Origin of the sequence: Arthrobacter sp. NPDC080031 (genome assembly GCF_040702485.1) — a bacterium.
Lineage (GTDB): Bacteria > Actinomycetota > Actinomycetes > Actinomycetales > Micrococcaceae > Arthrobacter.
This window is the reverse complement of the sequence record NZ_JBFBLA010000019.1, coordinates 41,175-63,162: the sequence shown is the minus strand read 5'-3', so window position 1 is coordinate 63,162 and position 21,988 is coordinate 41,175. Positions and strand designations below refer to the sequence as shown.

General features: G+C 64.0%; 18 protein-coding genes. 13 read left to right on the top strand and 5 right to left on the bottom strand.

Features of this window, described 5'->3' with window-relative positions; genetic code table 11:
* Positions 1-6: 6 nt before the first annotated feature.
* Positions 7-2,397 (top strand): excinuclease ABC subunit UvrA, encoded by a 2,391-nt coding sequence (locus AB0323_RS16255; RefSeq protein ID WP_366178275.1) that lies wholly within the window; start codon positions 7-9, stop codon positions 2,395-2,397.
* Position 2,398: 1 nt separating this feature from the next.
* On the opposite strand, the gene AB0323_RS16250 is transcribed toward AB0323_RS16255, so the two are convergent.
* The 5 genes from AB0323_RS16250 to AB0323_RS16230 all read right to left on the bottom strand — a co-directional run bounded on the left by AB0323_RS16250 (position 2,399) and on the right by AB0323_RS16230 (position 7,938).
* Positions 2,399-3,814: an MFS transporter gene (locus tag AB0323_RS16250; RefSeq protein WP_366178239.1), complete on the bottom strand. Its 1,416-nt coding sequence runs from the start codon at positions 3,812-3,814 to the stop codon at positions 2,399-2,401.
* A gap of 115 nt (positions 3,815-3,929) precedes the next feature.
* Positions 3,930-4,589 (bottom strand): GntR family transcriptional regulator, encoded by a 660-nt coding sequence (locus tag AB0323_RS16245; RefSeq protein ID WP_366178274.1) that lies wholly within the window; start codon positions 4,587-4,589, stop codon positions 3,930-3,932.
* A 123-nt stretch (positions 4,590-4,712) separates the two neighbouring features.
* Positions 4,713-5,705 (bottom strand): transketolase C-terminal domain-containing protein, encoded by a 993-nt coding sequence (locus AB0323_RS16240; protein ID WP_366178238.1) that lies wholly within the window; start codon positions 5,703-5,705, stop codon positions 4,713-4,715.
* On the bottom strand, positions 5,702-6,550 hold the full coding sequence (locus AB0323_RS16235) for a transketolase (RefSeq protein WP_366178237.1): 849 nt from the start codon (positions 6,548-6,550) through the stop codon (positions 5,702-5,704). The genes AB0323_RS16240 and AB0323_RS16235 overlap by 4 nt, the downstream gene beginning before the upstream one ends.
* A gap of 50 nt (positions 6,551-6,600) precedes the next feature.
* Complete coding sequence (locus AB0323_RS16230; protein WP_366178236.1) at positions 6,601-7,938, bottom strand: MFS transporter; 1,338 nt, start codon at positions 7,936-7,938, stop codon at positions 6,601-6,603.
* 193 nt (positions 7,939-8,131) lie between these two features.
* Here AB0323_RS16230 and AB0323_RS16225 point away from each other — a divergent pair, with 193 nt between their 5' ends.
* The 12 genes from AB0323_RS16225 (at position 8,132) to AB0323_RS16170 (ending at position 21,977) form a co-directional block, all read left to right on the top strand.
* Complete coding sequence (locus tag AB0323_RS16225) at positions 8,132-8,956, top strand: sugar phosphate isomerase/epimerase (RefSeq protein WP_366178235.1); 825 nt, start codon at positions 8,132-8,134, stop codon at positions 8,954-8,956.
* 30 nt (positions 8,957-8,986) lie between these two features.
* Positions 8,987-9,763 carry an SDR family NAD(P)-dependent oxidoreductase gene (locus tag AB0323_RS16220; RefSeq protein WP_366178234.1) on the top strand — a complete coding sequence of 259 codons (777 nt, stop codon included), beginning with the start codon at positions 8,987-8,989 and terminating at the stop codon, positions 9,761-9,763.
* 33 nt (positions 9,764-9,796) lie between these two features.
* On the top strand, positions 9,797-11,569 hold the full coding sequence (locus tag AB0323_RS16215) for a dihydroxyacetone kinase family protein (protein WP_366178233.1): 1,773 nt from the start codon (positions 9,797-9,799) through the stop codon (positions 11,567-11,569).
* Positions 11,566-12,057 carry an RpiB/LacA/LacB family sugar-phosphate isomerase gene (locus tag AB0323_RS16210; protein WP_366178232.1) on the top strand — a complete coding sequence of 164 codons (492 nt, stop codon included), beginning with the start codon at positions 11,566-11,568 and terminating at the stop codon, positions 12,055-12,057. Before AB0323_RS16215 ends, AB0323_RS16210 begins: the two co-directional genes overlap by 4 nt.
* 138 nt (positions 12,058-12,195) lie before the next feature.
* On the top strand, positions 12,196-12,963 hold the full coding sequence (locus AB0323_RS16205; protein WP_366178231.1) for a type 1 glutamine amidotransferase domain-containing protein: 768 nt from the start codon (positions 12,196-12,198) through the stop codon (positions 12,961-12,963).
* A gap of 206 nt (positions 12,964-13,169) precedes the next feature.
* Positions 13,170-14,195 carry a LacI family DNA-binding transcriptional regulator gene (locus tag AB0323_RS16200; protein ID WP_366178230.1) on the top strand — a complete coding sequence of 342 codons (1,026 nt, stop codon included), beginning with the start codon at positions 13,170-13,172 and terminating at the stop codon, positions 14,193-14,195.
* A gap of 106 nt (positions 14,196-14,301) precedes the next feature.
* On the top strand, positions 14,302-15,612 hold the full coding sequence (locus AB0323_RS16195) for an extracellular solute-binding protein (protein WP_366178229.1): 1,311 nt from the start codon (positions 14,302-14,304) through the stop codon (positions 15,610-15,612).
* A 13-nt stretch (positions 15,613-15,625) separates the two neighbouring features.
* Positions 15,626-16,588, top strand: a complete 963-nt coding sequence (locus AB0323_RS16190) for a sugar ABC transporter permease (protein ID WP_366178228.1) — start codon at positions 15,626-15,628, stop codon at positions 16,586-16,588.
* 1 nt (position 16,589) lies between these two features.
* Positions 16,590-17,561, top strand: coding sequence for a carbohydrate ABC transporter permease (locus AB0323_RS16185; protein ID WP_366178227.1), 972 nt, complete (start codon positions 16,590-16,592; stop codon positions 17,559-17,561).
* Between the two features lie 5 nt (positions 17,562-17,566).
* Entirely contained in the window at positions 17,567-18,649 is a 1,083-nt protein-coding gene (locus AB0323_RS16180) for a glycosidase (protein ID WP_366178226.1), read from the top strand.
* Positions 18,650-18,715: 66 nt separating this feature from the next.
* The gene (locus AB0323_RS16175; RefSeq protein WP_366178225.1) at positions 18,716-20,815 is read left to right on the top strand and encodes a hypothetical protein; all 2,100 of its coding nucleotides are present in this window, start codon (positions 18,716-18,718) and stop codon (positions 20,813-20,815) included.
* Between the two features lie 82 nt (positions 20,816-20,897).
* Positions 20,898-21,977: a hypothetical protein gene (locus tag AB0323_RS16170; RefSeq protein WP_366178224.1), complete on the top strand. Its 1,080-nt coding sequence runs from the start codon at positions 20,898-20,900 to the stop codon at positions 21,975-21,977.
* Positions 21,978-21,988: the final 11 nt, after the last annotated feature.

The window sequence follows — 21,988 nt, the reverse complement described above, 5'->3', positions numbered from 1 at the left end:
GACATGATGAGCACAGCCACGAGCACGGACACGCAGTCGCCTGAGCTGCACATCGCTGACACCCACGATCTGATCCGGGTGCAGGGCGCGCGGGAGAACAACCTCAAGGACATCAGCATCGAGCTGCCGAAGCGGCGGCTGACGGTGTTCACGGGCGTCTCCGGTTCGGGCAAGAGCTCCCTCGTGTTCGCCACGATCGCCGCGGAATCGCAGCGCATGATCAACGAAACGTACAGCACCTTCGTGCAAGGTTTCATGCCGACTATGGCGCGGCCGGACGTGGACCTGCTCGAGGGACTCACGACCGCGATCATCGTCGACCAGGAGCGAATGGGCGCAAACCCCCGTTCCACAGTGGGTACCGCCACCGATGCCAACGCCATGCTGCGCATGCTCTTCAGCCGGCTTGGCCAGCCGCATATCGGATCGCCGCAGGCGTTCTCGTTCAATGTCGCCTCGATCTCAGGCGCCGGCGCGGTCACCGTTGAGCGGGGCGGCACCACAACGAAGGAGCGCCGCAGTTTCAGCATCACGGGCGGCATGTGCCCACGCTGCGAAGGGCGTGGCTCCGTCACCGACTTCGATCTGACCGCGCTGTACGACAGCAGCAAGTCGCTCGCAGAGGGCGCGCTCACCATCCCCGGCTACAGCATGGACGGCTGGTTTGGCCGCATCTTCAGCGGTTCCGGCTTCTTCGACATGGACAAGCCGATCAGTAAGTACACCAAAAAGGAACTCCACGACCTGCTCCACAAGGAACCGACCAAGATCAAGGTCGAGGGCATCAACCTGACCTACGAAGGCCTGATCCCGAAGATCCAGAAGTCCATGCTCTCCAAGGACCCGGAGGGAATGCAGCCGCACATCCGTGCCTTCGTCGAGCGGGCGATCACCTTCACCACCTGTCCCGATTGCGATGGCACCCGGCTTACCGAGGCGGCCCGCTCGTCGAAGATCAAGGGAATCAGCATCGCCGACGCATGCTCCATGCAGATCAGCGACCTCGCAGAATGGGTGCGGGGTCTGGACGAGCCGTCGGTTGCCCCGCTGCTCAAAGGGCTGCGGCACCTCCTTGATTCGTTCGCTGAGATCGGGCTCGGCTATCTCTCGCTCGACCGGCCGGCAGGAACGCTCTCCGGCGGGGAAGCGCAGCGCACCAAGATGATCCGGCATCTGGGCTCCTCGCTCACGGACGTTACCTACGTCTTCGACGAGCCCACCATCGGCTTGCACCCGCACGACATCCAACGCATGAACAAGCTGCTGCTGCAACTGCGGGACAAGGGCAACACCGTGCTCGTCGTGGAGCACAAACCGGAGGCGATCGCGATCGCCGACCACGTCGTCGATCTCGGTCCCGGAGCAGGGACCGCCGGTGGCGAAGTGGTCTTTGAGGGCACGCTCGAAGGGCTAAGGTCCAGCGGAACCCTGACCGGGCGTCACCTTGAGGATCGCGCCGCCCTCAAGAAGACGGTGCGGACATCGCGCGGCGCACTCGAGATCCGAGGCGCGAGAGAGAACAACCTGCGCAACCTCGACATCGACATTCCGCTCGGGGTCCTGGTTGTGGTCACGGGCGTCGCCGGTTCGGGGAAGAGTTCGTTGATCCACGGCTCGCTGTCCAAGCGGGACGGCGTCGTTTCGATTGATCAAGGGGCTATCAAGGGCTCCCGGCGGAGCAACCCCGCGACTTACACCGGACTGCTTGAGCCGATCCGCAAGGCGTTCGCGAAGTCCAACGGCGTGAAGCCGGCGCTGTTCAGCGCGAACTCCGAGGGCGCATGCCCCACCTGCAACGGCGCGGGCGTCATCTATACGGATCTCGGGTTCATGGACACTGTGTCCACCCCCTGCGAAGAGTGCGAAGGCAAACGGTTCCAGGCATCGGTGCTCGAATACCGCCTCGGCGGCCGCAACATCGCTGAGGTGTTGGCGATGTCCGTGAAGGAGGCTGAGGAGTTCTTCTCCGCGGGCGAATCCAGGATCCCGGCGGCCCACGCGATCCTGCAGCGGCTTGCCGACGTCGGGCTCGGTTACCTCAGCCTCGGCCAACCGCTCACCACCCTTTCCGGCGGCGAACGGCAGCGGATCAAACTGGCCACCCACATGGGTGAAAAGGGCGGTGTGCTCGTTCTCGACGAGCCCACCTCGGGCCTGCACCTCGCCGACGTCGAACAGCTGCTCGGTCTGCTCGACCGGCTCGTGGACTCCGGGAAGTCTGTCATCGTCATCGAGCACCACCAGGCGGTCATGGCGCATGCCGACTGGATCATCGACCTCGGCCCGGGCGCCGGTCACGACGGCGGGAAGGTCGTGTTTGAGGGCCCGCCCGCCGATCTCGTCGCAGCCCGCTCCACCCTGACCGGCGAGCACCTGGCGGCGTACGTCGGCGGGTGAGCTAGCGGGACGGCTGGCTCTCCTTGGCAACGCCCGGTGAGTGGATGAAAAGGCTGGCGAGCGCGGTGAGGAGGAGAAGCGACGCCGCGATGATGAAGCTGGTCTGCATCCCGTGGACGAAGTTGGTGCGCTCGGCAATGAGGGCGCCAAAGACCGCGATGGCCACCGCGCCGCCCACCTGGCGGAACGTGTTGAAGACCGCGCTCGCCGTGCCTGCCTTTTCGCTCGGGACGCTCGCGAGTACGACGGCGGTGACCTGCGGCATCGCGATCGATCCACCCGAACCCGTGAAAACCAGGAAGGTACCGACGAGTAGTGGAGATCCCAGCGGCGCCGCGAGAAGCATCGCGGTGAGTCCCACCACCATGGACGTCAATCCGACGACCACCGGTACCCGCGTCCCGAACCGGTTCGAGAGGGTACCGCTGACGATGTTGCCGACGATGCTGAACGCCGCGGAAGGAAGGAACGTGAAACCGGCCTGAAGCGGTGTGAGTCCGACGTGCTGTTGGAGGAAGAGACTGACGACAAAGACGGTACCGAAGTGGCCCACCATGAACGCGAAACCGACCGAGAGCGAGATTCTCATGCCGGTGGAGCGAAACAACTCAAGCGGCATCATCGGGTGCCGGCCGCGCGCCTGGATTACAAGGAAAGCAGCGAGGCTGATTGCCGCGAGGACCAGGCTGCCGATGACGGGCACCGTGCCGAAGCCCGCGGTCCCTCCCGTGATGAGACCGTACATCAACGCCGTCAGGGCAACGATTGCCGCGGCCTGGCCGGCCCAGTCGAACGGAGTTGGCTGTCGCGGGGACGTCGCAACGGAAGCCAGGAGCACCAGCATCGCGACGCACACGGGAAGGTTGATGCCGAACACGAGCCGCCAGTCCAGCGTGGTGAGGAGGCCGCCCACTAGGGGTCCCACTGCTCCGGCCACGGCCCCGCCGACCGCCCAGATCCCGAGGGCATGTGCTCGTCGGCGGGGATCGGGAAAGGCTTGCCGAATCAGCGCCATCGACGCCGGCAGCATGATCGATGCCGCACCTCCTTGGAGGAAGCGGGCAGCAATGAGAATTCCCGACGTCGGCGCGAGTGCGCACCCGACGGACGCCACCAGGAACAACGCAATGCCCCATCCCAGCGCCCTTTTCGCGCCGATCCGATCCGATAGGTTCCCCGCGAACAGCAACAACGCGGCGAACATCAGCGTGTAGCCGTCGATCACCCATTGCAGGCCTGCCGTTCCGCCCCCGAGTTCCTTGCCGATGCTGGTGAGCGCGACATTGACGATCAGGATGTCGAGGGTGATCAGGAAGAACCCCAGCGAGGCAATGACGAGCGTGAGCCGTGCCCGGGGTCCATCGCTCATGGCCGAGGGAGGAACCGGAGCCGGCAACGTGGTTTCGGGACGAGTCATGGTTCAAGGAAACAGCCCTTGCCGAAAACAAGGGAGACTCTGTCTTGAGGGGTACTGGCAGTGACCCCCATCTTTAGCGCCGTTACGGCGAAAGTTGAGCGCCGCCGTCGGGCGCTTAGGCCACCAGCACCGCGGCAGCGCTGTCCATGTGCTCGAGGATGGTCTTGCGCGCCAGCGATGCATCACCGGTCTCGATGGCCGCCACGATGTCGTGGTGCCGCTCGACGCTCATGTTCTTGACGCCCTTTTCCAGTCCGGCGAACATGATGGACATCCGGATGGATCCCTCCAGGGACTCCCAGGAATGGAGCAGGGTCTCGTTGCCCGTGAGACGGCACATCGTACGGTGGAATTCCAGATCGGACTCGATCTGTTCCTCGAGGCTTCCTTTGGCCGCAGCGGCCATGGCGTCGATGGCGGAGCGCAGCGAAGCGATCACCTGTTGGCGGTCCGGCAACTCGCAGAGCGTGCGCGCGGCGAGGGACTCCAGGGCTGCCCGCACGGAGTAGATATCGCGGATTTCCTTGGCATCGAGGTGGCGGACGGAGAGCCGGCCGCGCGGACCAGCGGACAGCAGGCCCTCCTGCTCGAGTTGCCGCAAGGCCTCCCTGAGCGTCCCGCGGCTGATCTGGAGCATGTCAGACAGCTCGGTTTCCACGAGGTGCCGGCCGGGCTCCAGCTCGCCGCTCGTGATGGCGGTGCGCAGAGCAGAAAGCGCCTGCTCGCGGAGGCTCTTCTTTTCCAGTCCCAGAAGAGGTGCTGTTGCTCCGGCCATCATGTCCGTCCTCAATGTCAGTGGTCGACTGTTTACAGTCGGTGTGTTAACTGTTGATCTTACGGCAGGAGCGCGGAACCGGCCCCCGCCTGCTCCGCGCTCCTGCCAACGAATTTGCCAGGCTCAGCCCAGTTCAGCGAGGACCTTCGCGACGATCCGCTGCACCGACAATCCGTAGCGCTCATGCAGGGTGGGCAGCGCACCTGCGTCGAGAAACTCGTCCGGAAGTGCCACGGGAACCACCCGCTTGCCCAGCCCGGCCGTGACCACGGCCGAGGCCACGGTTTCGAACAAGCCGCCCACCACGCTGTGGTTCTCCAGCGTGATGGCCAGGCGGTCGGTGTTCAGTTCCGCCAGGACGGTGGCGGCGTCGAACGGTTTGATGGTGGGGGCGTGCACCACGGCGACATCCACCTTGTGCGCGGCGAGCGCCTCCGCTGCCTGCAGCGCGCGCATGGTCATCAATCCGCTGGAGACGAACACGACGTCGTTGCCAGCCCGAAGCACCTTCGCCTTGCCCAGTTCGAACGTGTAGTCGTACTCGTCCAGCACGGTGGGGACGTTGCCCCGCAAGAGGCGCAGGTACGTCGGGCCGTCGCTGGCGGCCAGTTGCGGCACCGCTTGTTCGATGTCCACGGAGTCGCATGGATCGACGATGGTCAGATTGGGCATGCCGCGGAAGATCGCCATGTCCTCCGTGGCCTGGTGGCTGGGGCCGTAGCCCGTTGTCAGGCCCGGGAGTCCGCCCACGATGTTCACGTTGAGGTTCGGCTCGGCGATGTCGAGGCACAGGAAATCGTAAGCCCGGCGCGCGGCAAACACGGAATAGGTCGAGGCGAACGGCACCAAGCCGGTCTCGGCGAACCCTGCCGCAGCACCGAAGAGCAGCTGCTCAGCCATGCCCATCTGGAAGAACCGCTCCGGGAAGGCCTGCGCGAAGATATGCATGTCCGTGTATTTGCCCAGGTCGGCGGTGAGTCCGACGATTCGCGGGTCAGCTTCGGCGGCCTTCACCAACGCGTGGCCGAAAGGCGCGGAAGAAGTCTTTTGGCCCGGGTCCGCGAAGGACGCGATCATGGCGGACGTTTTCAGCTTGGGTGCTGTGACGGTGCTCATCGGCCGGCCTTCCCGTTGGATCCTGCGGTCAGCTGCGTGCGGCAGAGCTGCCATTCGTGTTCTTCGATGCGCATGAAGTGCGCCTTTTCGCGTTCCTCGAGCAACGGCACGCCGCGCCCCACCTTCGTGTCGCACAGGATCACGGAAGGGCGCCCGACGGCGGCCGCCTGGGCGGCTGCGTTGTCGAACGCCGCCAGCAACGCACCCACGTCGTTCCCGTCCACCCGCTGCGTGTACCAGCCGAAGGCTTCCCACTTTTCGGTGACAGGCTCCGTGCGGAGGACCGTGTCTGTCTTTCCGTCCGCCTGCAGTGCGTTGATATCCACCATGGCGGTCAGGTTCCCCAACTGATGGTGGTGCGCGCCCATGGCGGCTTCCCAGGTGGACCCTTCGTCCAGTTCTCCGTCGGAGAGGAAGTTGTACACCCTCGCGCTGGAGCCCTGATACCGCAGGCCAAGGGCAATTCCGACGGCGATGGAGAGCCCGTGGCCAAGCGACCCCCCGGAGATTTCCATGCCCGGCGTGTACGTCGACATCCCGGACATTGGGAGGCGGGAATCGTCCGAGCCGTAGCTTTCGAGTTCCTCCACGGGAATGATCCCGGCCTCGGCCAGTGCCGCGTAGTGGCCGATTGCGTAATGGCCAGTGGAGAGCAGGAACCGGTCCCTGCCCTCCCACCCGGGATCATTGGCGCGGTAGCGGAGCTGGTCCGCATAGACCGCGGCTAGCATGTCGGCCGCTCCGAGTGCCTGGCCGACATAGCCCTGGCCCTGGACTTCGCCCATGTTGAGGGCGTGGTGCCGGATCCGGTTGGCGGCGGCACCCACCCGTTCGATGCGCTCCATCGTAGTCTCTCCGATTCGCCTAGGTGTGCGTTGGTCCTGTGCCACCGTCATCAGGCATTCACCGACTGGGGAGTGCTTTTGGTGGCCTCATCGGCCAATTGGCGCTCCCGCTTGCCCCAGGTTTCGCGGGTGGCCAAAGCTGCCCAGAGACCGATTGCGGCGTACAGGCCGAAGAGCAATGCCGGGCCCATCCAGCCCATGGCGACGAAGAGCAGCGTGGTGATGAAGGGCGTAAAGCCGGACACCATGGCCGAGATCTGATAAGCCAACGAAGCGCCCGAGGCCCGGGTTTTCGCGTGGAACAGCTCGGGGAACCAGGCGCCCTGGGCACCGGCGAGGGAGTTCTGGCATACGCCGTAGGAGACGGCGATCGTGGCAATGATGAAGATGAACAAACCGGTGTTGACCAGCAGGAACATCGGGATGGCAAAGAGGACCGCAAAGGCGCAGGACCAGATGTAGACGGGACGCCGTCCGATCCTGTCCGTCAGCCGCGCCCAGGCCTGGGTTGCGAAGATGCCGATGGCCGAAGCGATGCAGAGGGCCACCAGGGTCTGGGTCTTGTCTGCCAGGTGCTGGCCGTTCAGGTAGGAAATCATGTAGGTGATGGAGACGGCGTAGCCTGCGGTCTCGGCAATGCGGAGGCCGATTCCCTTGACGATGTTGCGCCAGTCAGTCTTCAGGACCTCCAGGATGGGCGACTTCACGATTGCCCCGTTCTCCTTGACCTCGTCGAAGACCGGCGATTCCGGGACCTTGGAACGGATGATCAAGCCCACGACAACCAACACGATGCTGGCGAGGAACGGAATGCGCCAGGCGAGTTCGCCGCCAAGCTGGACGCTGACGAGGAACGTCAGGTTGGCCAGCAGGAGTCCCACGGGGAATCCGGCCTGGACGATGCCCGTGTACTTTCCCTTCTTCTTCCAGGGAGCGTGCTCGTAGCTCATCAGGATGGCGCCGCCCCACTCGGCTCCGAAGGCCAGGCCTTGGACGATGCGGACGAACACGAGCAGCGCCGGCGCCAAGAGACCCACCTGGCTGTAGGTGGGAAGAAGGCCGATCAGGAACGTGGCCACGCCCATCAGGATCAACGAGGCCACGAGGACGGGCTTACGTCCCAGTTTGTCGCCCAGGTGGCCGCCGATGATGCCGCCGATGGGACGGGCAGCGAAGCCGACGCCGAGGGTCGCGAAAGCGGCGAGGGTGCCGGTCACCGGATCACTTCCCGGGAAGAACGCCGTTCCGAAGTACAGGGCAGCCGCGGTGCCGAAGCCGATGAAGTCATAGGTTTCGATGACCGCGCCGACGCCGGAGCCGATGGCGACGCGCCTTGCGTCTTTGGTGCCGTGGACCGGACCGCCCATGGTCAGAGCTTCTTTGCTCATTGGTGAATCCCTTTCGAAGAGCGACTGAGGCTAGATGCTCCAGCACTGTCGACTGTTAACACATGATATGCCAGTGTGACCGGCATCATCTACCTATGTCAACAGTCAACTTCAAGGGTTGACTGTTGACAGTTAACTTAGATACCGTGGTTCCCATCACTACGGCCTTCGGGCTCGACTGGAGGAAACGAAGATGTTCAACTCCCGACTCGGTTGCTCGTCCATCAGCTTCCGGCACCAGGATCTACCCACGGCATTGCGCACCATCAATGGCCTGGGCTTTGAGGAAATCGACCTCGGCGCACTGCCGGGCGTCTGCGATCACGTTCCCTATGACCTTGATTCCGACGCCGTCGCCGCCGTGACTGCGGAGGTCGCCGCCTCGGGGTTGCGGGTCCGCTCGGTCAACGGCGATATAGGCGACCTCAACGCGGTGCTCGACGCCGGCCAGCGCGCCGCCCGCCAAAAGCATCTCGATGCGCTCCTCACCCTCACCGCAAACGCCGGTGCGAAAGCCCTGGTCCTCCCTTGCGGAGCGTTATCGCACGATCCGGTCCGCAGCCTCGACGAGGACCTGGACACCATCGCGGCCCAGCTCATCGGCGCCGGACAGCGCGCGGCGGAGTTCGGCGTCGAACTCTGGACCGAATCCCTGCACTTCCTCCGGTTCTGCTGGAACCTGGAGCGCGCCGAACAGCTTGCGGCGCGCCTGGCGGGCTCCGGCGTCGGGATTGTCATGGACTTCAGCCACATCGTCGCAGCGGGCGAAGACCCGCTCGAGTACATCGAACGCCATCGGGGCCGGATCGCCCACGTCCACCTCAGGGACGCGGTTCCGGGCAACATCAACCTCAGCATCGGAAACGGCCAGGCTGACTTCGCCGCCGGACTCAGCTCGCTGGCAGCCATCGGCTACAGCGGCCATTTCTCGCTCGAGCTCGAAACCCGCGACGTCACCCACGACGAACGCCCGGCGGCGGCCGCCAAAGCCGCCAGCTTCATCACAGACCTCATCTAGTTATCACCAACGAACAATCCAAGGAGCATCATGACCACCACCATCCAGCGAACCGCTGTCCTCACCGGGGCAACCTCGGACCGGGGCATCGGCATCACCACCGCGCGCCGCTACGCCAGCAACGGCTGGGCCGTGGTGATCCTGGACCTCGACGGCGAGAAGTCCGCCAAGGTCGCAGCGGAAATCGGCAACCAGTTCAACGTCCCTGCGTTCGGTTACGAGATCGATGTCGCCAACGAGGCTTCCGTCAACGCGGCATACAAGGCAGTCGCCACCGAGATCAGCTCAGGCAACCTCCCTGCCGTCGGCGCCCTCGCGAACATCGCGGGCATCACCTCTCCCGTACCGTTCCTCGAGACCACATTGGAACTGTGGCACAAGATCATGGACGTGAACGCCACCGGCACCTACCTCGTGACCAAGGCTTTCCTGCCGGACATGATCGCCAGCGGCTGGGGCCGCATCGTGAACATGTCCTCCGTCTCCGCCCAGCGCGGCGGCGGCGTCTTCGGCAAGGTCCCCTACTCCGCCGCGAAGGCAGCCATCCTCGGCTTCACCAAGGCTTTGGCCCGCGAAATTGGTGCAACCGGCGTCACCGTGAACGCCATTACTCCGGGCGCCGTGGACACCAACATCCGCGTCGGCAGCACCGACGAGCAGGAAGCCGCCATCAACGCCGGCATCCCCCTGGGCCGCAACGCCACCACCGAGGAAATCGCCGCCGTCATCACGTTCCTGTCTTCCGAGGAATCCGCCTACCTCACAGGCACGACCATCGACATCAACGGTGGAAGCCACATCCACTAGCAGGCCCCGCATCCGTAGCCGAAAGAGCCCACGATGACCAAAATCTTCAACGATCCCGCCGATTTCGCAGACGAAGCCCTCGCCGGCTTTTGCGACCTCCACTCCGGCCTGGTGCGCCAGGTTCCCGGCGGCGCAGTGCGCCGCCACCGTCCCGAGCAGCCCAAGGTCGCGGTCCTGGCCGGCGGCGGATCCGGGCATTACCCGGCATTCGCCGGACTCATCGGCGCGGGACTCGCCGACGGCGCCGTCGTGGGCAACATCTTCACCTCCCCGTCCGCGCAACAGGCCTACTCCGTCGCCAAGGCCGCCGATTCCGGCGCCGGCGTGGTGTTCACCTACGGCAACTACGCCGGAGACGTCCTGAACTTCGGCATGGCCAGCGAGCGCCTGGCTGCGGAAGGCATCGCCGTGGAAAACGTGCTGGTGACAGACGACATTGCGAGCGCGCCGCCGTCGGAATCGGCCAAACGCCGCGGCATCGCGGGCGACTTCACGGTCTTCAAGATCATGGGCGCCGCCGCCGAAGCGGGAGCCGGGCTTAGCGACGTCGTGCGCTTGGGCAGGAAGGCCAACAGCCTGACCCGCACCATCGGCAGCGCCTTCCACGGCTGCACCTTCCCCGGCGCCGAAGCGCCGCTGTTCACGCTCAAGGACAAGCAGATGGGACTTGGCCTGGGCATCCACGGCGAGCCCGGTTTGTTCGACACCGATCTTCCGCCAGCCAAGGAACTCGGCCAGGAACTCGTCGCGCGGCTGCTGGCGGAAACCCCGCACGGGGCAGGCAACCGTATCGCCGTGATCCTCAACGGACTCGGTTCAACCAAGCACGAAGAACTCTTCGTCCTATGGCTGACCGTGGCTCCGTTGCTGCGGGCAGCCGGTTACACCCTGGTCATGCCGGAGGTCGGCGAACTGGTCACGAGCCTGGACATGTCCGGCGTCTCCCTCACCATCACGTGGCTGGACGAGGAACTCGAACCGCTTTGGACGGCCCCCGCTGAAACGCCAGCGTACCGGCGCGGCAACGCGGCGCTGTTGACGGGGGGCCAGTTTGCGGAGGAAGCGTTCGACGGCGGCCCTGTCGCCATGGAATTTGCGGCCAGCCCGGACTCGCGCAACTATGCCGCGAGCTGCGCGGACGCGCTCGAGGCTGCCCGGAACGCACTGCACGACGCCGAATCGCACCTTGGCGACATGGACGCGGTAGCGGGCGACGGCGACCACGGCCGCGGGATGGTCCGCGGCATCGATGCAGCCACTGCGGCCGCCGCGAAGGCCCTCGGCAACGGCGCCGGAGCCGGCGATATGTTGGGTGCCGCCGGAGACGCCTGGGCGGACAAAGCCGGCGGAACGTCCGGCGTCCTGTGGGGCGCTGGCCTCCGGGCATTCGGCGAATCCCTTGGCAATGAGCAAACGCCAGGACCTTCGGAGCTTGCCGGTGCCGTGACAGCGTTCGCCGCGAGGATCACCGAACTCGGCAAGGCCGAGATCGGCGACAAAACCATGGTGGATGCCCTGCTCCCCTTCGCCGAAACCTTCAGCAAGCGCGTCTCCGAGGGCGTCCTTCCGGATGTTGCCTGGGCCGAAGCTGCCGGGGCGGCCACCTCGGCTGCGCAAGCCACGGCCTCGCTCCGTCCGCTTAAAGGACGGGCCCGGCCGCTCGCTGAAAAAAGCTTGGGCACAGCCGACCCCGGAGCCACTTCGCTGGCAATGATCTTCACAGTCATGGGACCGCACCTTGTGAGTGCCTCAAGCGGCGCGGCGGCGTCCGCTACTGCCGGCAAGCACGCCGGAGCCATCGCATGACCACGAAAGGACAGACCATGGGTTTCCGACTCATCCTGGGCGCCGATGAAGCAGGCGTCGACTACAAAGACCGCATCATGGCGGACCTGCGGGACGATCCCCGGATCAGCGAAATCATCGACATCGGCGTCAACCGCGGCGACGCTTTGGATGATTTCACCAGGCCTTACCCGTACGTCGGCATCAAGGCGGGTGAACTCATCCGGGATGGCCAGGCTGACCGGGCAATCCTGTTCTGCGGCACGGGAATCGGCGTGGCCATCGCAGCGAACAAGGTGGACGGCATCCGCGCCACCACGGCCCACGATTCCTTCTCCGTGGAGCGATCCATCCTGTCCAACGATTGCCAGGTCCTCACCATGGGCCAGCGCGTAGTCGGGGTGGAACTGGCCAGCAGGCTGGCACGGGAATGGCTCGGCTACGCCTTCGACCCGTCCTCGGCGTCGGCCGACAAGGTCAAGGTGCTCACGGATTTCGAGGGCTGCTGAGTCTCTGCCACACTCCCCACTAGCTGACAGTTGTTGTCGTTTACGGGCCTCATAACGACAACAACTGCGAGCTACTTGGGCGGGGCGGGCCTGAATTCGGGCTAGGCGTAGGGTGGGTTGGGACGATAGGAGCACTTCATGAAGAAAATCCTCATGGTACTGACCAGCGTTTCCGAGCTCGGCGACACAGGAAAGAAGACCGGCTACAACGTGGCCGAGGCCGCACATCCTTGGAAGGTTTTCAAGGATTCCGGGCACTTCGTCGACTTCGCATCCATCCAGGGTGGCCAACCCCCGCGCGATGAGGTGGACTCGCAAGACCCCATCCAGGTGGCCTTCACCGAAGACGAGACCACCCGCGCGGGCCTCTACAACACCGCCCGCGTGGACGTTGTCGACCCGGCCCAGTACGACGCAGTCTTCCTCGTGGGAGGCCACGGCACCATGTGGGACTTCCCGGACAGCGAAGGCCTGCAGAAACTAGTTGCCAGCGTCTACGACGCCGGAGGTGTAGTGGGCGCGGTCTGCCACGGACCCGCGGGTTTGCTTAACGTGGACCTGGCCGACGGGTTCAAGCTCATCGGGGGCCGGGAGGTGGCGGCGTTCACCAACGAAGAAGAAGTTGCCGCAGGCATGGACAAGGTCATCCCGTTCTTCCTGGCAGACAGGCTCAAGGAACAAGGCGCGACCCACGTCTTCGCCGATGTCTTCGCAGAGAAGGTTGTGGTCGACGACCGATTGGTGACCGGGCAGAACCCTGCCTCCGCCGCAGGCGTTGCCAAGGAGATGGAGAAGCTCCTCGCGGAGGTCATCCACCAGGAAAAGGCCGAGGAACAGCAGCAGTCGGAGGCCTTGCGCGCCGAGAAAGACGCCAAGAAGGCGGCTGTGGCGGCCACCGAGCACTAAAGCCCGCAGCTTTGACACCCGCAGTTTTTGACACTGGCGGCCGCCCCCGACGACGGGGCGGTCGCCAGCGTCATTCGCCTTCAACAATCGAGCGGCCAATAACTTAAATTTCTTGATTGCCCTTGACAATCGCTTTCTGAACCGGTTCAGTAGACATAACAAAACCGGTTCAGTGATCCCGATCACCAAGTGGCAATGAGGCAAACATGACAGTGACCATCAACGACGTTGCGCAGGCAGCCGGCGTGAGCAAGGGTGCCGTCTCGTACGCGTTGAATGGTCAGCCGGGCGTCAGTGATGACACCCGCGAGCGCATTCTCAGGGTAGCCCGGGAACTGGGGTGGAAGCCCAATCTTCGCGCCAAGAGCCTGTCTTCAGCCAAGGCCTTCGCCGTCGGGCTCGTCATCGCAAGGGACCCCAGGCTTTTGGGAACGGACCCCTTCTTCCCCGCGTTCATCGCCGGGATCGAGACCACCTTGGTTGAGCACGAATACGCGCTCGTGCTTACCGTTGCCGCCAGCGCCGACGCCGAGGAACTCGGCTACCGGAAGCTGGCCGCCGATAGCCGGGTGGACGGCGTCATCCTTACGGACATGAGGGTTGACGACTCCCGGATCGCTTTGTTGAAGAGCCTCAGGATTCCGGCCGTCACCCTTAATCGGCCCGAAACGTCCTCGCCGTTCCCTGCTGTCTGCATGGACGATACCGCAGGCATTGCGGCCGCGGTCGAGCATCTGGTTTCCCTCGGACACACCAAAATCGGGCACGTGGGCGGGCCCCAGAGTTACATCCACGGCCGAAGCCGGCGGCTGGCTTGGCAAAACGCCATGTCAAAAGCCGGGCTCGAGGCCGGCGCCTTCATTGAGGCGGACTTTACCGCCGCCGGAGGATTGGCGGCAACTGCCGAACTGCTCCGCTCGGCCCAACGGCCCACTGCGATCATCTACGCGAACGACCTGATGGCCACTGCCGGCCAGTCCTACGCCCAGTCCCTCGGACTGACTGTTCCCGATGACCTGTCCATCACGGGTTACGACGACACAGAGCTCGCCACTTATCTCAACCCTCCGTTGACCACTGTCCCCGCCGATCCGCTGCTCTGGGGGCGTGTTGCCGCCCAGCAGCTGCTGAGCCTCCTCGGCGGAGCCCATGCGGAGGACGTCTATCTGCCCTCTCCCAAGCTGGTAGTCCGGGCATCCACCGGGCCCGTCCCCAGCCTGCCGAACAACTAGACCCCACGAAGATCGATTACCCGCAATTGGGTGGGGTTATTTGCCATTCCCTCTGAAGGCAAATTCGCCGCCGCACGTCAAAGTTTTACCCCGAAAAGGAGTTGCAATGAAGCACGGAAAAATTAGTTCGAGGATTCTCTCCCTCACGGCTATCGCGGTTATCGGAGCCGGCCTGGCCGCATGCGGCGGAGGCGCCTCAAGCAGCCCCGGCCCCGGATCGAACGCTGCCACCACAGCCAAAGGCCCCATCAAGATCTGGTACTCCAACAATGAGTTCGAGGTGAAGTGGGGCAAGGCCATGGTGGCGGAATGGAATGCCGCCCATCCTGACCAGCAGGTCGATGCGCAGGAAATCCCGGCAGGCAAAAGCTCCGAAGAAGTCATCGGGGCAGCAATCACCGCCGGCAACGCTCCTTGCCTGGTCTTCAACACCGCTCCGGTAGCCGTTCCGCAGTTCCAGAAGCAGGGCGGCCTGGTCCCGCTGGATTCCTTCCCGGACGGCGCCCAGTACATCAAGGACCGCACCGGCGACCTCGCCAACCAGTACAAGTCATCCGACGGCAAGATGTACCAGCTGCCGTGGAAGTCCAACCCGGTGGTCCTCTTCTACAACAAGGACGTCTTCGCGAAAGCCGGCCTGGACCCGGAAAAGCCCAAGCTGGGTACGGAGTCTGAATTCCTGGACACCTCCCGCACGCTCGTGAAGTCCGGCGCCGTTGCCAACGCCGTGTGGCCTTCGCCGTCGAGCGACTTCTACCAGCCTTGGTTCGACTTCTACCCGTTCTACGCCGCCAATTCTGGTGGCACGACGCTGCTCAAGGATGGCAAGGCCACCTTTGACAGCGATCAGGGCAAGCAGGTCGCCACGATGTTCCAGACCCTCTACAAGGAGAACCTGGCTTCCAAGGAAGCGTACAAGGGTGACTCCTTCGCAGACGGCAAGGCCGGCATGGCCCTCGCGGGCCCGTGGGCTGTTGCCGCATACAAGGGCAAGGTGAACTGGGGAACCGTGCCAGTCCCTGGCACGCAACCGCAGACCAACGGCTCCACCTTCTCCGATGCCAAGAACATCGCGATGTACTCCTCGTGCAAGAACCAAGGCACCGCATGGGAGGTCATGAAGTTCGCCACCAGCAAGGATCAGGACGGCAAGCTCCTCTCCGCAACCGGACAGATGCCCATGCGCAAGGACCTGACAACCGCCTACCCTGACTACTTCAGCCAGAACCCGGCCTACAAGCAGTTCGCAGATCAGGCCGGACGCACCGTGGAAGTTCCCAACGTCACCAACTCGGTCCAGATCTGGCAGACCTTCCGGGACGCATGGAGCAAGTCCGTGATCTTCGGAAACCAGAGCATCGATGACGCTTTCAAGGGTGCTTCGGAGAAGATCAACCAACTGGCAGCCCAGAAGTAGCAGGCGAATCCCGATGTCACTACGCTCAGCCGGGGGTCCCGCTACGGGAGACGCTGCCGGGCGGACCGTGGACCAGCGGCAGGCGCCCAGGAAACGCAAGAACTTCCTGGGCCGCCAGCCACTGGGACTGCTGTTCAGCGCCCCCTACGTCATCTTCATCCTCGGAGTGCTGGCATATCCGCTGGGGTACGCCGTCTACATCTCTTTCCACCAGTTCTTCTTCACCGCTCCGGGCGTCCAGGTTGACCGGCCCTTCGTGGGGTTGGACAACTACATCAGCGTCCTGTCCGATCCCGAAGTACAACGTTCCTTCGCCAATATCGGCGTCTTCCTGATCATCAACGTGCCGCTGACCGTGGGGCTGTCCTTGGTCCTGGCCAACGCCTTGAACCGGGTGACCAGGCTCAGGACTTTCTTCCGGGTCAGCTACTACGTCCCGTACGTCACGGCGAGCGTCGCCGTCGTCGGGGTCTGGCTGTTCCTGTTCCAGCAGAACGGGCTGGTCAACTCCATTCTGGGGCCGCTGGCCCCGAACCCCTCGTGGTTGACGAACTCCTGGCTGGCAATGCCAACAGTGGCTTTGTACGTGACATGGAAGCAGTTGGGATTCTTCATCCTGCTTTACTTGGCCGCACTTCAGAACATCCCGGACGAGCTGTACGAGTCCGCCTCGGTGGACGGGGGGAACAAATGGGTCCAGTTCTGGAACATCACTGTTCCGGGAGTGCGCTCCGCCAGCGTGTTGGTGACCCTGCTCGCCACCATCACCGGAGCGAACCTGTTCACCGAGCCCTATCTGCTGACCGGCGGAGGCGGCCCGGACGGCGCCTCGACGTCGCCGGTGTTCCTGATGTACCAGAAGGGAATCCTGCAGGGGAATCCCGATGTGGCATCAGCGCTGGGAGTGGTACTGGTGATCGGCGTGTTGCTGATCACCCTGATCCAGAAACGCCTCGTAGGCGGGAAGGAGGACTGACGTGTCGATTTCCGATAAGGCAACTCTCAAGAACGACGACGACGACGCCCGCCGGCCACGTGCCGGCGAGCCCGAAGAAGCGGTTTCCGAAGCCACGACACCCGGATCTGCGGCCTCCCGCAAGGGCGGTTCCGTGGCGAAGCGCAAGAACCTGGGCGTGGGAAGCTTCGTGCTGCTGGCTATTGGAGCATTCGTCTTCCTCTTCCCGTTCTACTACATGTTCATTGGCTCGCTCCAAACCAATCCGGACACCTCCGTGGGCGGAGCATTCCCTAGTCCGGCAAACATCACCGGCGAGAACTACAGCAACATCAACAACTCGATCGACCTGCTGAAAGGCCTGGCCAACTCGGGTATTTTCACCGGCGGCGTCATATTCTTCACCGTGGTGTTCGGGCTCCTGGTGGGCTATGCGCTCGCTCAGATGCAATTCCGCGGCAAGGGAGTTGTGTTCGGGATGATGCTGCTGGTGCAGATGATCCCGTTCCAGCTCCTGCTCATCCCGCTGTACGTCATGATTGTGCGGGACTACGGTCTCGCCGACACCTACCTGGGCATGATCCTGCCGTTCGCGATCAATTCCACCGCAGTGTTCGTCTTCCGCCAGTACTTCATGCAACTGCCCTCCACCTTGTTCGAAGCCGCCCGCATCGACGGAGCCACCGAGCTGAGGATCCTTTGGCAGATAGCGATCCCCCTGGTCCGGCCCGCCATTGTCACGGCTGTCCTGCTGACGTTCATCGGTCCATGGAATGAGTTCTTGTGGCCATTCCTCGTCACCAAGGACCAAGCCATTCAGCCACTCGCCGTCTCCCTGGCGAACTACATCTCGAACATCGCCGCCACGGCATCAAACCCGTTCGGCGCGATCCTTGCCGGCGCCTGCGTTCTCGCGGCCCCCGCCGTCGCGCTGTTCATTTTCTTCCAGCGCCAATTCATTTCCACCAATATCGGATCAAGCGTAAAGGGCTAAGCTCTATGACTTCCTCAACTTCAGCACTCCCCCCTGTCCCGTTCACCCTCACCCGCGCCGGCGTCATCATGACCCCGGAGGACGGGAACGAGTTCGAAGCCGAAGGCGTCCTCAACCCGGCCAGCGGCCGCGGACCCGACGGCGAGCTGTACCTTCTGCCGCGCCTCGTGGCAAAGGGCAATGTCTCCCGTGTCGGGCTCGCGAAGGTGATCGTCGGAGACGACGGCGTCCCGTCCGGCGTAGAACGCGAAGGCGTTGTCCTGGCACCGGACGAAGGGTGGGAGCGGGGCCGGAACAACGCGGGAACCGAAGATCCCCGCATCACCTGGGTACCGTCGCTCGGCCGCCACCTGATGACCTATGTCGCCTACGGACCGCTGGGACCCCGCCTGGCCTTCGCCCATTCCGAAGACCTGCGCACGTGGGACCGCCTGGGGCCTTGCCATTTCGAGTACCAGGCCGACTTGTCCATGGATTTGAACTTGTTCGCCAACAAGGACGCAGTGTTCTTCCCCGAACCGATCAACGACCCCGACGGCGTCCCCTCCTACGCCTTGCTGCACCGCCCCATGTGGGACCTCGGCTGGATCCGCGAGGGCGAAGGCGAGCACCTGCCGGCCGGCCTCGATGACCCGCGCCCGGGTATCTGGATCTCCTATGTCGCCGTTGCAGACGTCGAGAGGGACATGCTCAACCTCGTTCACATGCGCAAGCACAAGCTCGTGGCCCTGAGCGAGTTCCCCTTCGAAGAACTCAAGATCGGCGGCGGCCCTGCACCGATCCGCGTCGACGAGGGCTGGCTCCTGATCTACCACGGCGTCTCCGGGTCGATGGAAAAGTCTGCCTTCGACCACCAGCAGAACGTCAACTACACAGCCGCCGCGATGATCCTGGACAGCGAGGATCCTTCGATCGTGATCGCCCGCAGCGACAAGCCGCTGCTGGCGCCGGAAACGGAAGACGAGATCTCGGGCATCGTCCCGAACGTCGTTTTCCCCACCGCAATAGAGAAGATCGGCGAGCAACTGTTCGTCTTCTATGGCATGGCTGATTCGAAGATCGGCGTGGCACGCCTGGACCGCGCTTAGCCGGTTCCGCTTGGCCAGCCCCGCTTAGCCAGTTCAGCCCCTCTTCCACGTCCATAGGAGTTAGACATGACACCACCCCTTGTTAGTGCACGGCTTGTTAATGCGCGGCTGAAATCCGCCCCTGTCGCAGTTGTCGCAACGCTGTCCATGCTCTTGGCCGGGGTTGGGGTGGCGTCAGCGGGACAGCCGGCCCCGGCCGCCGTGACGCAGGCACCGGCAGCGGTATCGCAGGCGCCGTTGACCAATCTGTCCCACCTGAATTTCCTGCTGGACACGGTTCCCCTTCATGCCGTGGATGGCCACACGACCTACCAGATCGGCGAACATCCCGCAGCACAAGCACCCTGGACGTACGCCAACAAGAATGCCGACGGCAGTTACACCCGGGTAGGCGGGGGTTCCAAGGACCCGGCCACAGGGTACTGGAGCCAAGGGGCCTTCAACGCGGACGATATTGCCCGCACCGCCGTCGTCTACTTGCGCCAGTGGCAGCAGACCGGCGACACCTCTAGCCGCATCCGCGCCTTCGACGTGCTGCGCGAGCTGACGTATCTGCAGACGTCTTCCGGCCCCAACGCAGGAAACGTGGTTTTGTGGCAGCAGGCTGACGGCACACTGACGCCAAGTGCCAAGCCGGTGGAGCTTCCGGATCCCAGCGATTCAGCCGAGTCCTACTGGCTGGCCAGGACAGTGTGGGCGCTTGGCGAAGGGTTTGCGGCGTTCAAGTCCGCCGATCCCCAGTTTGCCGCGTTCCTGCAGACCAGGCTGGACCTCGCCGTCGCGTCCCTGAACAAACAGTCCCTCGCCAAGTATGGAAACTACGACGTTGCGGACGGCGCCAAGGTCCCCGCTTGGCTGATCACCGGAGGTGCGGACGCTTCCGCCGAAGCCGTGCTCGGACTCTCCGCCTACGCAAAGGCCGCGCCCGACGACGGTGCTGCCACTACCGCGCTGAGCCAGCTCACCGAGGGTATCGCCGCGATGTCCTCGGGATCTGTTCAGCAGTGGCCCTTCGGAGCGATTCTTCCATGGAACCAGTCCCGGACCCTGTGGCACGCTTGGGGCGGCATGGCAGCCGCTGCCGTCGCCAGCGCGTCCCCGTTGCTGCATCGCCCCGACCTCCTGACGGCAGCAGTCAAGGACTCCGCTCAATTCACTCCGCAGCTCCTCGCTGCGGGCGGACCGGACAATGCCTGGAGCCCGACCCCCGGTGAGGCGCAGATCGCCTATGGCGTGGACTCGCGGGTTGAAGGACTCGTGGCCACCGCCAAGGCCGCGAACGCTCCGGGCCTCCTGGACGTCGCAGCTGTTGCTGCCGGTTGGTACTTCGGTGCCAACCGCAGTGGAAAGGCCGCCTACAACCCGGCAACCGGCACCGCAATCGACGGAATCGAAACCGACGGCCGCATCAACCCCAACTCCGGCGCGGAATCCACTATCCACACCCTCCTCTCGATGCTCACTTTGGACGCCGATCCGGATCTTAGAGCCATGGCCCTGGGAATCACCAGCACCGTCGGGACGGACGGACTCAAGGTGGCCGAAGCCGAATCCGGAACCATCACCGGCGGCGCAGTGGTCAAACCCGCCTCCGCATGGACTGGTGAGGCAAACTGGTCCGGCGGTGCATACGTCGCCCTCAACGCGGGCGGCACCCTGAAGATCCCGGTCCCGGCTTCGGACCAGCCGCGGAATGCATACCCCATCGTGAACCAGCGCCCCGAACCCGCGGGAACGACGTCGTGGTCTTCCGGAAGCACTTTCCTCGGCACCACGCCCAACGGTGGGGCCGGCGAGCAAGGCATCACGGGAGCTCCCGGCAAGCTCTTCCCGTTCTCCCTTGACCGGGCCCTGCCAGCGGGCCAGGAAAGCTTGAACGCCAAGGCCGGAAACGACGTGTCGATCGATGGGGTGCTTCTGCAGCCGCAGATCTCCTCGGTTTCCGTCTCTGGCTCCGGAGGCCAATCAACCCTGTACATCAGCGCGGCGTCGGGAAGCACCGATCGAAAAGTGGACATGCCCGGAGGTTTCCATCTGAGCCAGCAAGCCTTCGATGCTTCCGGCCAGCCCGTCACACCCGGTCCCGACCAGATCGGGGCAGACCATTCCGGCCGCGTCACTGTAGCCCCGGGTGGGTTCACCTGGGTGACGCTGGTCCGCAACTAGTCCCCACCGGCTCCCAGCCTTCGCAAGCTCAGGCCGGGGCCCTCGCCGGTGTGGGCCCACTTATCACCACAGGAAGAACCACATGCAGAAAATCACCACGGAAGCCCTGCTCCACAGCTACGAGGGAGCGCTTACGTTCAGCAATCCGCTCACCGACACCATCTCCACCGACCAGTTTTCCGCCGAGTATCCCGAGCACCCGGAATGGGCTGTCGGCCCCTTCCGCAAGGACGATTCCCTGACCTTCCGCCAGGTCCAGGACTGGGCCGATCCAACCGGCATCGGTTGGACCGCGGATTCAATCTTCAACCCCTCCGTCATGGAGCGCGACGGCAAGCTCTACCTTTTCTACCGGGCATCCCCGCGTAAGGAGTCGGTCTCCAGCCGTATCGGTGTTGCGGTCTACGATCCCGGAACCGGGTGGCAGGACAACCCCTCCAATCCAGTGATCTACCCCACCCAGGACAATGAGATCCTCGGCTGCGAAGATCCCAAGGTGTACCAGGCCAATGGCCGCTACTACATGTTCTACAACGGGATCTGGACAATCGACCGCAGCGCTGAGCAGGCTGGCCAGGACCCGGACGTCTACCCCCTTGGCGACGTAGGCTGCGACATCAATGTTGCCGTGTCCGACGACTTGATCCATTGGGAAAAGCTCGGCTTGGCCGTCCCTTACGAGGTTTCACGCTTCTGGGCCAAAGGGGCCGTCATCCCCCGAAACGCCCAGGGCGAGGCCGTCAAGATCGGTTGCCAGTACCTCATGTATCTTTCCGAGGGCTGCGGCGGAACCACCCATGTGGGACGGTCCACCGACATGGTGAATTGGACGTTCGAGCCGCAGGAGTATCTGGACCTGGGTCCGCTGGGCGGCTCGCTGCACGAGGTCGCCTGCGCCATTGTCGACGACGGCCACGGGACCGCGAGCGACGGCGGCAAGCTGGTGCTGGACTTCTTCTACGGCGACGCAGACGGCCAATTCTCCGCCGCGCAGGCGCTCTATGACGTGAACCAACCGTTCACCCAGAAAGCGATGCACAGAGGAGGGTCACTGGCTTGGGGCGGTCTGCTCAAGTTCGGCGGAACCTGGATGTTCGCCCAAGGCTGGGATGCCCCTTCGGGATCACGGGAGATGTACTTCTACCGCGCAGACCGCGGCTAAACAACCCACTC

Coding starts and splice junctions, on each gene's coding strand:
- AB0323_RS16225 (WP_366178235.1), top strand. CDS start 8,132: ATGTTCAACTCCCGACTCGGTTGCTCGTCCATCAGCTTCCGGCACCAG.
- AB0323_RS16255 (WP_366178275.1), top strand. CDS start 7: ATGAGCACAGCCACGAGCACGGACACGCAGTCGCCTGAGCTGCACATC.
- AB0323_RS16175 (WP_366178225.1), top strand. CDS start 18,716: ATGACACCACCCCTTGTTAGTGCACGGCTTGTTAATGCGCGGCTGAAA.
- AB0323_RS16250 (WP_366178239.1), bottom strand. CDS start 3,814: ATGACTCGTCCCGAAACCACGTTGCCGGCTCCGGTTCCTCCCTCGGCC.
- AB0323_RS16245 (WP_366178274.1), bottom strand. CDS start 4,589: ATGGCCGGAGCAACAGCACCTCTTCTGGGACTGGAAAAGAAGAGCCTC.
- AB0323_RS16170 (WP_366178224.1), top strand. CDS start 20,898: ATGCAGAAAATCACCACGGAAGCCCTGCTCCACAGCTACGAGGGAGCG.
- AB0323_RS16235 (WP_366178237.1), bottom strand. CDS start 6,550: ATGGAGCGCATCGAACGGGTGGGTGCCGCCGCCAACCGGATCCGGCAC.
- AB0323_RS16215 (WP_366178233.1), top strand. CDS start 9,797: ATGACCAAAATCTTCAACGATCCCGCCGATTTCGCAGACGAAGCCCTC.
- AB0323_RS16190 (WP_366178228.1), top strand. CDS start 15,626: ATGTCACTACGCTCAGCCGGGGGTCCCGCTACGGGAGACGCTGCCGGG.
- AB0323_RS16230 (WP_366178236.1), bottom strand. CDS start 7,938: ATGAGCAAAGAAGCTCTGACCATGGGCGGTCCGGTCCACGGCACCAAA.
- AB0323_RS16195 (WP_366178229.1), top strand. CDS start 14,302: ATGAAGCACGGAAAAATTAGTTCGAGGATTCTCTCCCTCACGGCTATC.
- AB0323_RS16205 (WP_366178231.1), top strand. CDS start 12,196: ATGAAGAAAATCCTCATGGTACTGACCAGCGTTTCCGAGCTCGGCGAC.
- AB0323_RS16240 (WP_366178238.1), bottom strand. CDS start 5,705: ATGAGCACCGTCACAGCACCCAAGCTGAAAACGTCCGCCATGATCGCG.
- AB0323_RS16180 (WP_366178226.1), top strand. CDS start 17,567: ATGACTTCCTCAACTTCAGCACTCCCCCCTGTCCCGTTCACCCTCACC.
- AB0323_RS16200 (WP_366178230.1), top strand. CDS start 13,170: ATGACAGTGACCATCAACGACGTTGCGCAGGCAGCCGGCGTGAGCAAG.
- AB0323_RS16220 (WP_366178234.1), top strand. CDS start 8,987: ATGACCACCACCATCCAGCGAACCGCTGTCCTCACCGGGGCAACCTCG.
- AB0323_RS16210 (WP_366178232.1), top strand. CDS start 11,566: ATGACCACGAAAGGACAGACCATGGGTTTCCGACTCATCCTGGGCGCC.